The organism is Nonomuraea rhodomycinica (assembly GCF_013363995.1).
Lineage (GTDB): Bacteria > Actinomycetota > Actinomycetes > Streptosporangiales > Streptosporangiaceae > Nonomuraea > Nonomuraea rhodomycinica.
This window is the reverse complement of record NZ_JABWGO010000001.1, coordinates 79,000-91,931: the sequence shown is the minus strand read 5'-3', so window position 1 is coordinate 91,931 and position 12,932 is coordinate 79,000. Positions and strand designations below refer to the sequence as shown.

The window sequence follows — 12,932 nt, the reverse complement described above, 5'->3', positions numbered from 1 at the left end:
AATTTGGTTTGGACTTCATCGTTGGAGTCCGTTACGCTCCGGTGCCATGACAGAGGGGCTGCGGGAACGCAAGAAGCGGCAGACGCGGCAGCGCATCTCCGAGGTCGCGACCGCGCTGTTCGTGGAGCGCGGGTTCGACCACGTGACGATCGCCGAGGTCGCCGAGGCGGCCGAGGTGTCGGTCAACACCGTCTACAACTACTTCGCCTCCAAGGAGGACCTGGTCCTGCCGCCGGAGGAGGCGTCCCCGCAGCGGCTGGCCGACATGGTGCGGGCCCGCCCTCCGGGGCAGCCGGCCGTACGAGCCGTGCTGGAACACCTGCGTGAGGAGGTGCGCCGGCGCGAGCGGCGGCTGGGGCTGACCGAGGGGTTCGGCCGGGTGCTGGAGATGATGCGGGCCACGCCCACGCTGACGGCGCGCCTGGAGGACCTCGGCCGCGAGATGACCGACGCGCTGGCCGCGTGCCTGGCCGAGGAGACGGGGGCCGCGCCGGACGATCCGCTGCCGCGCGTGGTGGCCTGGCACGTCGGCTGCCTGCACGCGCTGCTGCTGACCGAGATCGCCCGGCGCACCGCCGCCGGTCAGGACACCGGCGAGATCGCCGGGGAAGTGCTGCGGCTGCTGGACGTGGCCGAGGACGTGCTGGGCGAGCGGATGCTCGGCTATGCCGTACGAGAGGGGGAGACATGTTCCGAGTGACGATCTCCGGCGCGTTCGCCGGACTGGACGAGGCGGGCCGGGCCGCGGTGCGGGCGGCGGGCGGGGCGGCGTTCACGGAGGCCGGGACGTTCACGTTCGACGACAGCGTGTCGGCGTTCACCTTCCGCTGCCAGGTGCCGGCGGGGCCGGACGACGGCGAGGCGGAGGCGACGCGCGGCGCGTTCGCGGCGCTGGACGCGCACGGCCACCCCTACCGGGTGCTGCGCACGGCGGTGACCGACATGCGCGACATCAAGATCCGCCGCCGGGGGCGCCCGGCCTGAGGGGCTGGTACGCGCGCCCCACCCATCCCGGGGGTTCGGTGACGAGCCAGGCCTTCTGAGAGGTTCGGCAAGCGAACCCGCCATCCTCTGAGGGGTTCGGTGAGCGAACCCGCCCACCTGGTGAGGGTTCGGTGCGCGAGCCTGTCCGTCCTGTGAGGGTTCGGCGCGCGAGCCCGCCGCGTCCGGGTCGGGAGGCGGCGTCAGGCGGGTTCGTCGGCCCAGTCAGGTGGGGTGACGGTGCCCGCCAGCCAGTCCCGGCGCAGGATCGCGTAGCCGACCGCGTCGCGGCGGGTCCCGTCGGGTGCCGGCCACGCCTCCCGGTAGTGGGCCTCCTTGGCGAACCCGCTTCGGCGCAGGACGGCCCGCATGGCCAGGTTGTCCTGGCGGGTGGTGGCCTCGATCCGCGTCACGCCGGGCAACTCGGTGAACAGGTGGCGGGTGAGCCAGGCGACCGACGCCGTGCCGAGCCCCCGGCCGCGCCAGGCGGCCCGTACGCGCAGGTCGAACATGGGCGTGTCGTCGGCGAGGTCCTGCAGCCTGACCAGCCCGGCGCGCTCGCCGTCGGCGAGCACCCAGAAGGTCCGCGTCTCCTCGTCGTCGTAGCCGCCCTCGGCCGCGCGCCGCCTGACGGCCTCGCGGTCCTGCGTGCCGGCGTGGTACGGCCAGTCCTCGCCCGCCAGGAAGTCGGCGAGCGCGTCCGCGTCACCGGCGGCGATCCGGGCGAACTCGATGCGCATCCACCGAGGATGGTCACCGGCTCGCATCCCGGTCAACCGCTTTTCCGCGCCCGAGGCCGCCGCCGGCCGCCCGCTTCAGCCCGCGGATTCAGACCGCAGCCCCAGGCAGCGGCTTCAGACGGCGGCTTCAGACGGCGGCTTCAGTCCGCGGCGAGGAACTCACGGATCTTCGCTGCGACGCGGGGATATCCGGGGCCGAACCAGATCATGTGACTGTCGGCCCGGCTGTCGACGAGTTCGGCGTTCGGAATCGCCGCGGCCAGGGACTCGGCGTGGGCGAAGGGCACCGACCGGTCGTGCCGGGTGGCGATGACCAGCGCGGGCCGGCTGACCTGCGCGGCGCAGTCCGGTACGGGCAGCAGGTCGGCGACGAAGCCCCGCCCGGAGCGCATCACGGTGAACAGCCCGGCCAGCGTGGCCCGCTCGGCGGCGGACAGGCCCGCGAGGACCTTCCGCGCGGGCAGGACCGAGAGGTCGCGCAGCAGCAGGCGCAGCCCCAGGGACGGCGCGCGCCGGACCAGGAACCGCAGGACCGCCCAGGTGCTGGTCTCCACCCGGGGGCCGAACACCGCCCGGCCGCCCAGCCGGGTCCGCCGGTCGGGCCACGGCAGGAACCCGACCGCGCTCAGCAGGATGACCCGTTCCACCAGGGACGGGTGGCGTGCGGCCATGGTCAGCGCGGTACGCCCGCCGGCTGAGATGCCCACGACCGCGGCGAGGCGCTCGATCCCCAAGGTCCGGCACAGCTCGGCGGCGGCGTCGGCGAACCCGGCCGGCGTGGTGCCCGTGGTCAGCGGCGTACGCCCGTAACCGGGCCGGGAGAGCGCCAGCACCCTGAACCCGGCGTCGGCGTAGACCTCCTCGCCCAGCGCCAGCCCCGCCCGCATGTGACCGCCGTGGAGCACCAGCACCGTCCGGTGGCCGTCGCCCTCCAGCCGGTACTCCACCGCGCCCGAGGGCAGGCGGGCGACGTCGGTGGCGCGCTCGGCGAAGACCGCGGGGGAAGGGGGCATCGTGGTACCTCCTCGCGTGAGGCACCGGAAGCGGTGACCATCGAACGCCTCCGGCCGGGATCAACAGACGATCTTGCCGACCAGACTTCCCGGCGCACCGCGCTCACCCTAACAGCGGCGGTGTCAGGGCGACAGACGTCTCCCGGCGAGTACCAGGAGGATCAACCGTCGCCTCTCTTCCCGCCCCAGGTGAGGTCCATCGCTCTGGATCGCACCCAGGCAAGGGAACTCGGCGCCGGCTGGTGTCACCTGCCGGAGACGGAAGGCCCTGCTTTCGGGCGATGCGCTGTGCCATCAGAACACCTGGCCAGGCGGCCATGGCGGGATCACCGCCTACAGCGGCGTCCTACTTATTGAGACGAGTTGGCGCCGGTCGGTGAGTGTCTGCGATGTGCGCGCGCCCGGGGTCGTGTCCCGGCGACGGTAGAGCTCGGCTCCGTGGTCACCGGGCCCAATCCGCAGTGGCAGCGGAGCGTACAGCTCGCGCGGCCGGCCACTCCGAGCGATCTTGCCGACCTTTCCTACGCCACCCCTCGGATTCGTGCCGCCCTCAGCACGAGAGATCAGCGGTCTCGCGGTTCAGGTGGAGAGCCCCCAAGAGCTCAAGATCCTTATCCGATCATCAGCCCAGGCGGCCCCTGTTCGCGCACGCTCGGGTTCCATGGCAGGACGAGCGGGCCGAAGCTCAACCGCTGCGGCGCAGGTGTCGACGTCTCCACGGGCGTTGGTCTTCTGATGCGTGTGTGGGTCAGACCCAGGTGTAGTTGGCGTCGGTCACCGCTGGCAGCGCCGCGTCGGTGATGGCGGCGTGGGGATGGGGCAGCACGGCCAGTGCGGGCCCGAGCGGCGGGAAGATCGGCAGAGTGGCGGTCTCGCGGTAGTCGATCCACTTGATGATGCCCAACTCGTGGCCACCGCCGGGCTGCTGATCGAACTCGCAGGCGGCCAGCTTGGCCCGTATCTGTGCGCTGATGTGCAGACGGTAGATCAGGTGGAGTTTGCGGGGTGGCGGTGTCGGGCCGGGACGTGAGACGCGCTGGTCGACCATCCACAGCAGTTGCGGCGGGCTGGCGTCGGCCAGGTTGAGCGCGAGCTCCTCGGCCAGCTCGCGGGCCAGCGCTTGATACAGGTCCTCGCCCGGTTCGACGTTGCCGCCGGGTGGGGTGTAGTGCGTCGAGTCGGCTCGGTCCCGGCGGATCAGGGCCACGTCGTTGCCGCAGAAGACCAGGGCACCGGTGCGGATCTTGAGATGGGTGAAGGGGGCGGGACCGGGGTCGGGGATCCTCGTCATGGGCGAAGTATCCCCGGCCGGCGGTCCGGCACCCGAAACCCGGGTCGCACGGGTCGGACGAGGGGTGATGATGGCTGGTCGGCTCTGCTGGAGTCCTCGGAGTTCTCGGAGTCCGAGGAGTCCGGCGCGTAGGCGTGCGGCACGTGCCGGACCGCGAAGCCGTTCGGCCTCGTCAGGGGTGACCCATCGGTGCTCGGCGATGTCGGGATCCGGGGTCGTGAGGTGCGTGGTAGCTGAATCGATGATTCCAAGGTCGAAGAGAAGGGTCTGGGTCGGGTGATCCCAGCCGGGGCTGGGATGCTCGAACCTGGGCGGACGAGGAGGATCCGGCCGGCTTGGTCACGGACGAGGGCGTTGGCACCGACGTGCCGGCGCGGCGGACTGTGCTGCCCCTCATCAACGTCCCGGAGCGGTTTCGGCAGGACGGCCCGGCGGACCAGGCCGAGGGCTTCCTCGCTGACGGCCGACAGGGCGTCCGCGTGCCGCCAGGTGTGGTCGTCGTGGGCAGGCGACAGGACGACGTCCGTCGCGTCCACGCGGGCGGTGAACACGAGCTGCCTGGTGTGCGGCCCGGGCGACGTGGTCGAGCTGTCCCGGGGCATCGCGGTCGGCTCCGACGGTGGACAGGGTGGCATCGGTCCTGAGCCCTTCAAGCGCGATGTCGCAGCGGCATGTGGTCGCCTCGCCACCCCGGCCGCGCATATCAGGCCATGATGGCATTGCTGCCGCCAGTGACGCCGGTGATCTGTGAGCGGCGCGTTATGGTGGAGCGTCGTTCGCAGGCTTCGGCGTTCCTTACCCAGGCCCGCGGCTCGAGTGGCAGGTTCGACCGCGTGAGAACGGATGGTCATCCATGGTGGGTAAGCCGAATCGTCAGGTCGCTGTGTTCGGCGCCGGGTACATCGGGCTGGTGACGGGTGCGTGCCTCGCCGAGCTCGGCCACCGCGTGGTGGTCCGCGACATCAGCGCGGACAAGATCAGTCTCCTGAAGGCCGGTGACGTCCCGATCTACGAGCCGGGCCTGGGCGACATGATCGCCCGGAACAAGGAGCGGTTGACGTTCACGCTGGATCTGCGTGAGGCCCTGGACGGCGCCGAGGTGGCGTATGTGTGCGTGGACACGCCGCCGTCCGCGTCCGGGGACGCGGACCTGTCCAAGGTCTGGTCGGTGGTGAGGTCCCTGGAGGGCGCATCGCATCTCAAGGCGGTGGCGGTGAAGTCGACCGTGCCGGTGGGCACCGGCACTCGCGTGCGGGCGGCCCTGGATGCTGCCGGCCTCGCCCACGTCGGGTACGCCGCGAACCCGGAGTTCACCGCCGAGGGCACGGCGGTGAACGACTTCATGCACCCGGATCGGATCGTCGTCGGCGCTTCCGACGAGGCGACGGCACGCTTGATCGCGGAACTGCACGAAGGCGTCGACGGGCCGGTCGTCGTCATGGACGTCCGCTCGGCCGAGATGGTGAAGCTCGCCTCGAACGCGCTGCTCGCCACGAAGATCAGCTTCATCAACGAGATCGCCACCTTGTGCGAGAAGACCGGCGCCGACGTGGAGGACGTCGCTGGCGCTGTGGGCCTGGACCACCGGCTCGGCCGCCACTTCTTGCGGCCCGGCATCGGCTGGGGCGGCTCCTGCTTTCCCAAGGACTCCGAGGCGCTGCGGCAACTGGCCAACAACACCGGCTATCACCTGCAACTTCTGTCCGCGGTGATCGAGGTCAACAACCTGCAGAAGCGGCGGGCGGTCCAGAAACTGAAGGACGCGCTCGGCGATCTGGCCGGCGCACGGGTTGCGCTGCTCGGGCTGACGTTCAAGCCGGGGACCGACGACATGCGCGAAGCTCCGAGCGCGGTGCTGGCGGCCCGGCTGCTGGCCGAGGGCGCCGAGGTGCGCTGCTGGGATCCGATGGCACGCCCGGCAGAGACGGAGCCGTGGACGTCGACGAGCCGTCACGCGAGTCCGGAAGCGGCCGTGGAGGGCGCGGATGCGGCGATCGTGGTGACGGAATGGCCGCAGCTTCGCGAGGTCGATTGGGCGCAGACCGCCGCGGTGATGCGGCGGCCGGTGATGTTCGACGGCCGGAACATGCTCGACCCGGCCGAGATGCGCGCGGCCGGGTGGACGTACATGAGTGTCGGCCGGCCGTAGCCGCCGCTCAAGCTGCCCCGCACGGCCGGCGTTCTGGACCGTGCGGGGCAGCAGCGCGTTCAGGCGAGGTCAGCGTGGTGAGCGACGATCCTGACGTGCTCGACGTGCTCGACGTGCTCGACGTGCTCGACGCGTTCGACGTGCATCGCGAGCAGGTCGGCAGGTTCGGGGTCGCTGGCGTGCGTGTGCGCCAGAGCGGCCAGGGCCAGCCGAACCGGCTGGGGCCACGGATCGGCCGGCCGGTCGCAGAGGCCAGGCCCTGTCGTCAGGTCAGTGGCATCGCAGCGCGGGCGCGCGGGCGAGCATGCGCGCCCTGCGCACCTCAGGTGTGGTCGATGAACAGCAGCTCAGGCTGCTTGAAGAGGACGCACCCGCCCGGCTCGGGGTCGCCCGGGTTGCGGTGGCAGACCCAGGTCTGCCAGTAGAGCACTCCCCAGGTGTCGGGCTTGCCGACGTTCTTGAGCTTGTTCCAGCCCGCGTCGGGCATGGTGTACTGGCCGTACGCCTTCGTGAAGTTCTTGTACGACGCGTTCGCCGTGTCACTGTCGTACGGCCACGAGGTGTTCTCGTTGCGCAGGGTCTCGTCCCATAACGCCGCCTCCGACGTCGCCCACACGCCCAGGACCTCCAGGTTGATCTCCTGACCGGCCTCGATGGGGGCGAGCTTCTTCGTGGTCATGTTGTAACACATGAGGCGGATGTTGAGGGTGGGCGCCGGGTCGCTGCTGGACATCTCCATCGGCCCGGAGGCGATCGACACCGCGATGCTGCCGGAGGGGCACGGGTTCTGCGGTGTGGCCGTCAGGCTGTCCGCCACGCTCGCGTGCGAGACGGTCGCGGAGGACACCACGGCGGCCGCCGTCAGCAGGGGGAGAAGGAGCTTTCTGGTGATCAACTCTTTTCCTCGCTTCCTGGAGTTGGTCTTCTCGTCGCTTGCATTCACAGGGTGCCGACGAGGTCTTGTCGTCCACTTGGAAGCCAGTGAGTTCGCCTGCGCCAACGGCCTCACGCTCTCGGGTCTGCTCCTCGGCCGCCCAGGTCTCCTCGGCCCGCGCCGGCGTGGCCTCGAGCCGCGCGTACGCCTCGCGGGCCGGACGACGGGGCCCCGGTACGATATGGAGAGCCGCCCCGTTTACGTCACGCGCCGGAGACGACATTGCCCGACGACGACCACGCCGCCGCGCCGCCCGCCCGGCCCCGGCGGGCCGACGCGCGCCGCAACCATGACAGCATCGTGGCCGCGGCCACCACGGCCGTCGCCGAACACGGCGCCGAGGCGTCCCTGGAGGAGATCGCCCGGCGCGCCGGCGTCGGCTCGGCCACCCTGCACCGCCACTTCCCCTCCCGGCAGCGGCTGCTGGAGGCCGTCTTCCGCGGCAAGGTGGAGGCCCTGTGCGCCCACGCCCGCGAGCTGGCCGCCGGCCACGACCCCGGGCCGGCCCTGGTCGCCTGGCTGCGCGCCGTCGCCGCGCATGTGGCCGCCAACCGGGGCCTGGCCGTCTCGCTCCTGCAGGGATCCCAGGACGGCGCCGTGGGAGAGGGGTGCCACGCCATGATCGTGGACGCGGGCCAGGAACTGCTGGACGGCGCCCGCCGGGCCGGCGCCGTCCGGGACGGCGTGGCCATCGCGGACCTGCTGACCCTCGTCAACGCCATCTGCCTGGCCACCGAGCACGAGCCCGACGGGGCGGCCCAGGCCGAGCGGCTGCTGGACCTCGTCCTCGACGGCGTCCGCCCCTCCTCCAACTGACAGCAGCCCGGTCCGGCGCGTACGCCCGCCAGCTCCGGCGCGTACGCCCCCCAGGTCCGGCGCGTACGGCGCCGGACCCTCCCCGTGCCGCGTGAGCTCAGTGTGACGCCACCTGCGGTGTCCGCGTGGTGTCCGAGGAGCGGGCCGCCACGGCCGCGGCGAACGCGGAGATCACCGGGTGCGGGCGGCTGCCGTCGCCGGCCAGCTCCGGCTGGAACAGGGTGCCCAGGAAGAACGGGTGCCCGGGCAGCTCCGCGACCCGGACCGTGCCGTCGTCCCCGGCGTGACCGGAGAAGACCAGCCCGTGCTCGGTCAGGACCCGCTCGTAGCGCTCGTTGAGGCCGTAGGAGCAGTTGTAGGACTCGACGGTCACCGGCGTGCCCATGATCTGCTCGATCAGCGACCCGGGCGCCAGCCGGACCATCGCCTCGTGCCCGGCCAGCGAGCAGCGCAGCGGCATCAGCAGGAAGTCGTCACCGTCGTCGGTCGCCGGTACGTTCTCGGCGTGCGCCACGTCCAGCCCGCACACGTTGCGCGCGTACTCCAGCAGCATGTGCTGGAAACCGCCGCACGTCCCCAGGTACGGGATGCCGTGCTCGCGCGCGGTCCGCGCCGCCTCGACGGCTCCGCTCTCGCTGAGGTACGGGCTGCCGGGCACGACCCAGATGCCGTCGAAGGCGTCCAGGTCGCGGGCGTCGGTGGTGGGGATCCAGTAGGCGTCGAGCGCGACGCCGTCACGTTCGCGCAGTGCCTCCAGCAGCAGCGGGACACGGGTGTGGGCGCGCACGCCCGGGGAACGGTCGCCGACCACGGCGATTCTCAAGCTCGTCATGCCCCCATCGTGGCCCGCGACCCGGCACAAGCGCCAACGATGATGTCTGGACCTGATATAAGCAACACTGATGGACCCTCATCTGCTCCGCACCTTCGTGGCCGTGGCCGAGGCCCGCTCGTTCTCGGCCGCCGCCGAACGCCTCGGCTACACCCAGTCGGCGGTCTCCCAGCAGATCGCCGCCCTGGAGACCGACCTGGGTCTCCCGCTGCTGCGCCGCCGTCCGGTCGAGCCGACCGAGGCGGGCACGCGGCTGCTGGAGCACGCCGGCCCGCTGCTGCTGCGCCTGCGCGCCGCCCGCGCCGACGTGCTGCGCACCGCCGCGCTGCCCGCCCACCGGCTGACCCTCGCCGCCGCTCCGCTCGCCCTCAACCCGGTGCTGTCCGCACGGCTCGCACGGGGACGGGGCGAACAGCCGCGTCTGCGGGTACGGCTGCGCACGACGGACCGTGACCAGGTGGCCGCGCAGGTCGCGGCGGGCGAGGCCGACCTGGGGCTGACGGACGGCATCACCGCTCCCAGCGACCCGCTGCGCCTGCCCGACTCAGGGCCCATGACGCGGATCGGGGTGTCGGAGGAGGAACTGGTGGTGGCGTTGCCGCCGGACCATCCGCTGGCGGGCCGGACGGGGCTGCGGCTGGCCGACCTGGTCGACGCCCGCTGGCTGGCCACGCCGCTGTGTCCGCTGGAGCGGCTGCGCGACCTGGCGGGCGACGGCTTCCGCGCCGGATTGGACCACCAGGGGGAGGACGTGCACACCGTGCGCAACCTGGTGGCCGCCGGGCACGGCCTGACCCTGCTGCCCGCCTCGGCGGGACCCGGCGTGCCGCTGGTGGCCCCCAGGCTGGTGCACCGGGTGGAGCTGCTGCACCCGTCACTGCCGCCGGGCCCGGCCGCCCACCTGGCCGCCGCCCTGTCCCCACCGCCCTCCTGACCGCCACACGCTGATCAGCGTGGCGGGGCGGAAGGGGGTGGGCGGCCGGTCTGGCGCATAGCCCGGTCTGGACCAAATGGTCCGGCCCCACCTGGTGGCTGGTCGGCTGGTCCTCCCTGGACAGCCTCGGTCGTCTGGTGGGTGGGCGGCCGGTTCGGCCGAGCCGGAGGGCCTGCATTGTCGGGTGGCTGGTCGGCTGGTCTCCGTTGTGTAGGGGGTGGGTGGCCGGTTTGGCGGATTCGGATGGCCGGCGTCACCCCGGTGGCTGGTCGGCCGGTCCTGCCTGTTCGGCGGGTCGCCCTCGTCGGGTCGGTGCGGGCGACCCGGCCGGGCGTGCCCGTTGGTTCCGGCCGGGCGGCGGGCGGCGTCCGCTGTCGGTGAACGGGGTCCGCTGTCGGTGAACCCGGCCGGGTGCCGGGCGCCGGAGGTGCTTGGCTGGCGGCATGGAGATCGTGATTCTTGGCGGTACGGCGTGGCTGGGCCGCGAACTGTCCCGGCAGGCGGTGGACCGCGGCCACCGCGTGACCTGCCTGGCCCGCGGCGAGAGCGGACAGGTCGCGGACGGGGCGAGGCTGGTGCCCGCCGACCGGCGTGACCCCTCGGCGTACGAGCCGCTGCTGGATCGCGACTGGGACGCGGTCGTCGAGGTCTCGTGGCAGCCCGGCTTCGTCCGCGAGGCGCTGGACGCGCTGGGCGGCCGGGCCGCGCACTGGGCCTACGTCTCCTCCATCAGCGCCTACGCCTCCCACGCCACCCCCGGCGCGGACGAGTCCGCGGCCCTGCTCCCTCCGACCGACCGGCTGGAGGCCGGCCCGGAGCTGTACGGCGAGGCGAAGGTCGCCTGCGAGCAGGCGTCGGCGGCGGCCGTCGGCGAGCGCCTCCTCATCGCGCGCGCGGGGCTGATCGGCGGGCCGGGCGACCACAGCGACCGCTCCGGCTACTGGGTGGCCCGCGCCGCCCGCGACCCGCGCGGGCCGATGCTGGTGCCCGACGCGCCGGACCTGCCGACCCAGGCGGTCGACGCCCGCGACCTGGCGGCCTGGCTGCTCGACGCCGCGGAGAAGGGCACCACCGGCACCTACGACGCCGTCGGCCCGGTCGTCCCGTTCGGGCAGTGGGTCGAGATGTCGCGTGCCGCAGCCGGGCACACCGGCCCGGTGGTCACCGCGTCGTCGGCGTGGCTGCGCGAGAAGGGCGTGGCCGAGTTCATGGGGCCGGAGTCGCTGCCGCTGTGGGTGGCCGACCCGGACTGGGCGGGGTTCTCGGCGCGCGACGGGTCGGCGGCGCTCGACGCGGGGCTGCGTCACCGGCCCAGGGAGGAGATGCTGGCCGACACGCTGGTCTGGGAGCGCGAGCAGGGCCTCGACCGGGAACGACGCTCCGGCATCGGCGCGCGGCGCGAACGCGAGCTGCTCGACGCCCTCGGCTGATCAGCGGCGTCACGTTCCGGCGGCCCCGGCGAGAACGTCGCTAGTCCTCCCTCGTGCCCCTCGAGGGTCAGGCCCCGCGGCCGGAGAGAGACCTTTCTCGCGCCGGGGGAGTGTCTCGCGGCGTGCCCGGGGAGTTTCCCGCAGTGTGGCCGGGGAGTGTTTCGCGGCGAGCCCGGGGAGTGTGTGGCGGCGAGCCCGGCGAGAGTTCCCGCAGTGTGGCCGGGAAGTGTCTCACGGCATGGCCGGGGAGTTCCCGCCTCGTGTCCGGGGTCTCTCCGGCCTCATGGCCGGAGAGAGGCGGCCTTGCCTGCCCGCGCAAGGCGCGGCCTTGGGGCAGGCAGGGAGGTGGCTTCGCCCGCCCGGCGCCCCTCGACGGGCGCCGGGCGGCGGCGTCTCACTCGGGGGCGTGCTCCCACCCCTCCACCCCGCCCGGCACCGGCGCCTGCGGGTCGTAAGGGGTGCGGGTGAAGACGAAGGTGTTGATGTCGAGGTGGTCGGGCGCCGCCCGCAGCGTCTCGCCCGCGTAGTAGCCCTCCAGCCCCACCCACGTGCCGTCCTCGCGCGGCGCGAACCGCGAGGCCCGGCCGGGGCCGTTCATCGGCGCCAGTGAGAGGACGCGGTCCGGCAGCAGCCGCAGCACGTACGGAGTCGGCCCCCAGTGCCACACGCCGGTCAGCGCCAGCAGCCCGGGGTCGGCCGGGGAGGGACGCCACTGCTCGGGCAGGCGCGGCTCGTGCTCGGCGAGGATGTCGAGCAGGTCCAGCGGCAGCGACCGGCTCACCCCGGAGGTGACGTTGGCCAGGTACAGCACGCCGACCCGTTCGGCCGGGTCGGCCCACACCGTGGCCAGGAACCCGGGCATCGACCCGGTGTGCCCGGCCAGGCGCCGCCCGGCGTGCCGGGTCAGCTGCATGCCCAGGCCGTACCCGCTGGTCCAGGCGTCGCCGTCGTCGACCGTGGCCGGTTCGCGCATCTCGGCGAGGGTGCCGGCCGACAGCACGCCGCCGGTGTCGCCCGCCACGAACGCCGCCCACCGGGCCAGGTCGGCGGCCGACGACCACAGCTGCCCGGCCGGCGCCATCGCCCCGGCGTCGTGCTCCGGCTCCCGCAGCAGCACGTCGGCGTACGGGTGCACGGCGTAGCCGGTGGCGTGGGGCGGCGCAGGCCGGTCGGTGACGGAGCGCATGCCCAGCGGCTGGAGGATCTCCTCGCGCACGGCGCTCAGCCACGGCGCGCCGCGCAGCCGCGCGGCCAGCTCGCCCAGCAGCCCGTAGCCGACGTTGCTGTAGTGGAAGCGGCGGCCGGGCCGGTGCTTGAGGTCGTCGGACGACAGCCGGGCCAGCAGCCCGTCGGCGGGCAGGCCGGGGGTGCGCTCCCACCAGTCGGTGGGCGGCTCGGCGCTCAGCCCGCCGGTGTGCGACAGCAGCTGCGCGACGGTGACCTCGCCGGCGGGCGCCTCGGGCAGGTGCTTGCCGACGGGGTCGAGCAGGTCGAGGCGGCCCTCGTCGCGCAGCCGCATGACCAGCACGGCCACCAGCGACTTGGTGATCGACCCCAGCCGGTAACGGGTGTCGGCCGTGGGCGCCGTGCCGTCGTCGAGGTGGCCCCGCGCGCCGAACCAGGCGAGCCGGCCGTCGCGCACGATGCCCGCCACGATCGACGGCACCCGGTTGCCCGACTGGTCCTCGGCCAGGCGGCGCAGCAGCGCCCGCGCCGCCGCCGGTCCGACCCGCCCTTGCGGGGAGTCGCTGTGGTCGTCCGCCGGGGGGTGGGCCGTGAGGCCGAGCGCATCGTCCATGAGCGCCCACCCTA

12 protein-coding genes are annotated in these 12,932 nt (G+C 73.2%); 6 read left to right on the top strand and 6 right to left on the bottom strand.

What is annotated here, in order from left to right; all coding sequences use genetic code 11:
- The first annotated feature begins 46 nt into the window (after window positions 1–46).
- Both HT134_RS00480 and HT134_RS00475 read left to right on the top strand, forming a co-directional pair.
- A complete protein-coding gene (locus tag HT134_RS00480) occupies window positions 47–700 on the top strand; it encodes a TetR/AcrR family transcriptional regulator (RefSeq protein WP_175598260.1) in 654 nt (217 codons plus the stop codon).
- Window positions 688–984 carry a DUF6204 family protein gene (locus HT134_RS00475; RefSeq protein ID WP_175598259.1) on the top strand — a complete coding sequence of 99 codons (297 nt, stop codon included), beginning with the start codon at window positions 688–690 and terminating at the stop codon, window positions 982–984. The genes HT134_RS00480 and HT134_RS00475 overlap by 13 nt, the downstream gene beginning before the upstream one ends.
- A 200-nt stretch (window positions 985–1,184) precedes the next feature.
- On the opposite strand, the gene HT134_RS00470 is transcribed toward HT134_RS00475, so the two are convergent.
- From HT134_RS00470 to HT134_RS00460, 3 genes are all read right to left on the bottom strand, one after another.
- Window positions 1,185–1,721: a GNAT family N-acetyltransferase gene (locus HT134_RS00470; RefSeq protein ID WP_175598258.1), complete on the bottom strand. Its 537-nt coding sequence runs from the start codon at window positions 1,719–1,721 to the stop codon at window positions 1,185–1,187.
- A 140-nt stretch (window positions 1,722–1,861) separates the two neighbouring features.
- Window positions 1,862–2,734, bottom strand: a complete 873-nt coding sequence (locus HT134_RS00465) for an alpha/beta fold hydrolase (protein ID WP_175598257.1) — start codon at window positions 2,732–2,734, stop codon at window positions 1,862–1,864.
- Between the two features lie 748 nt (window positions 2,735–3,482).
- On the bottom strand, window positions 3,483–4,025 hold the full coding sequence (locus tag HT134_RS00460; protein WP_175598256.1) for an NUDIX hydrolase: 543 nt from the start codon (window positions 4,023–4,025) through the stop codon (window positions 3,483–3,485).
- Between the two features lie 853 nt (window positions 4,026–4,878).
- Here HT134_RS00460 and HT134_RS00455 point away from each other — a divergent pair.
- Complete coding sequence (locus HT134_RS00455) at window positions 4,879–6,174, top strand: UDP-glucose dehydrogenase family protein (RefSeq protein WP_175598255.1); 1,296 nt, start codon at window positions 4,879–4,881, stop codon at window positions 6,172–6,174.
- Between the two features lie 322 nt (window positions 6,175–6,496).
- Here HT134_RS00455 and HT134_RS00450 read toward each other — a convergent pair whose 3' ends face one another.
- Entirely contained in the window at window positions 6,497–7,069 is a 573-nt protein-coding gene (locus HT134_RS00450) for a hypothetical protein (RefSeq protein ID WP_175598254.1), read from the bottom strand.
- A gap of 261 nt (window positions 7,070–7,330) precedes the next feature.
- On the opposite strand from HT134_RS00450, the gene HT134_RS00445 reads away from it, so the two are divergent.
- Window positions 7,331–7,924, top strand: coding sequence for a TetR/AcrR family transcriptional regulator (locus tag HT134_RS00445; RefSeq protein ID WP_175598253.1), 594 nt, complete (start codon window positions 7,331–7,333; stop codon window positions 7,922–7,924).
- A 97-nt stretch (window positions 7,925–8,021) separates the two neighbouring features.
- On the opposite strand, the gene HT134_RS00440 is transcribed toward HT134_RS00445, so the two are convergent.
- Complete coding sequence (locus HT134_RS00440; protein ID WP_175598252.1) at window positions 8,022–8,756, bottom strand: CTP synthase C-terminal region-related (seleno)protein; 735 nt, start codon at window positions 8,754–8,756, stop codon at window positions 8,022–8,024.
- A 70-nt stretch (window positions 8,757–8,826) separates the two neighbouring features.
- Between HT134_RS00440 and HT134_RS00435 the strand changes: the two genes are divergently transcribed.
- Both HT134_RS00435 and HT134_RS00430 read left to right on the top strand, forming a co-directional pair.
- The gene (locus HT134_RS00435) at window positions 8,827–9,690 is read left to right on the top strand and encodes a LysR family transcriptional regulator (RefSeq protein WP_175598251.1); all 864 of its coding nucleotides are present in this window, start codon (window positions 8,827–8,829) and stop codon (window positions 9,688–9,690) included.
- A 443-nt stretch (window positions 9,691–10,133) separates the two neighbouring features.
- Entirely contained in the window at window positions 10,134–11,120 is a 987-nt protein-coding gene (locus HT134_RS00430; RefSeq protein WP_175598250.1) for an NAD-dependent epimerase/dehydratase family protein, read from the top strand.
- Between the two features lie 394 nt (window positions 11,121–11,514).
- On the opposite strand, the gene HT134_RS00425 is transcribed toward HT134_RS00430, so the two are convergent.
- On the bottom strand, window positions 11,515–12,918 hold the full coding sequence (locus HT134_RS00425; RefSeq protein WP_175598249.1) for a serine hydrolase domain-containing protein: 1,404 nt from the start codon (window positions 12,916–12,918) through the stop codon (window positions 11,515–11,517).
- Window positions 12,919–12,932 lie beyond the last annotated feature (14 nt).

What these genes read in the sequence shown, in the direction of transcription:
- HT134_RS00425 (WP_175598249.1), bottom strand. Translation starts at nt 12,918, where the DNA reads ATGGACGATGCGCTCGGCCTCACGGCCCACCCCCCGGCGGACGACCAC.
- HT134_RS00460 (WP_175598256.1), bottom strand. Translation starts at nt 4,025, where the DNA reads ATGACGAGGATCCCCGACCCCGGTCCCGCCCCCTTCACCCATCTCAAG.
- HT134_RS00455 (WP_175598255.1), top strand. Translation starts at nt 4,879, where the DNA reads ATGGTGGGTAAGCCGAATCGTCAGGTCGCTGTGTTCGGCGCCGGGTAC.
- HT134_RS00435 (WP_175598251.1), top strand. Translation starts at nt 8,827, where the DNA reads ATGGACCCTCATCTGCTCCGCACCTTCGTGGCCGTGGCCGAGGCCCGC.
- HT134_RS00465 (WP_175598257.1), bottom strand. Translation starts at nt 2,734, where the DNA reads ATGCCCCCTTCCCCCGCGGTCTTCGCCGAGCGCGCCACCGACGTCGCC.
- HT134_RS00475 (WP_175598259.1), top strand. Translation starts at nt 688, where the DNA reads ATGTTCCGAGTGACGATCTCCGGCGCGTTCGCCGGACTGGACGAGGCG.
- HT134_RS00480 (WP_175598260.1), top strand. Translation starts at nt 47, where the DNA reads ATGACAGAGGGGCTGCGGGAACGCAAGAAGCGGCAGACGCGGCAGCGC.
- HT134_RS00430 (WP_175598250.1), top strand. Translation starts at nt 10,134, where the DNA reads ATGGAGATCGTGATTCTTGGCGGTACGGCGTGGCTGGGCCGCGAACTG.
- HT134_RS00440 (WP_175598252.1), bottom strand. Translation starts at nt 8,756, where the DNA reads ATGACGAGCTTGAGAATCGCCGTGGTCGGCGACCGTTCCCCGGGCGTG.
- HT134_RS00470 (WP_175598258.1), bottom strand. Translation starts at nt 1,721, where the DNA reads ATGCGCATCGAGTTCGCCCGGATCGCCGCCGGTGACGCGGACGCGCTC.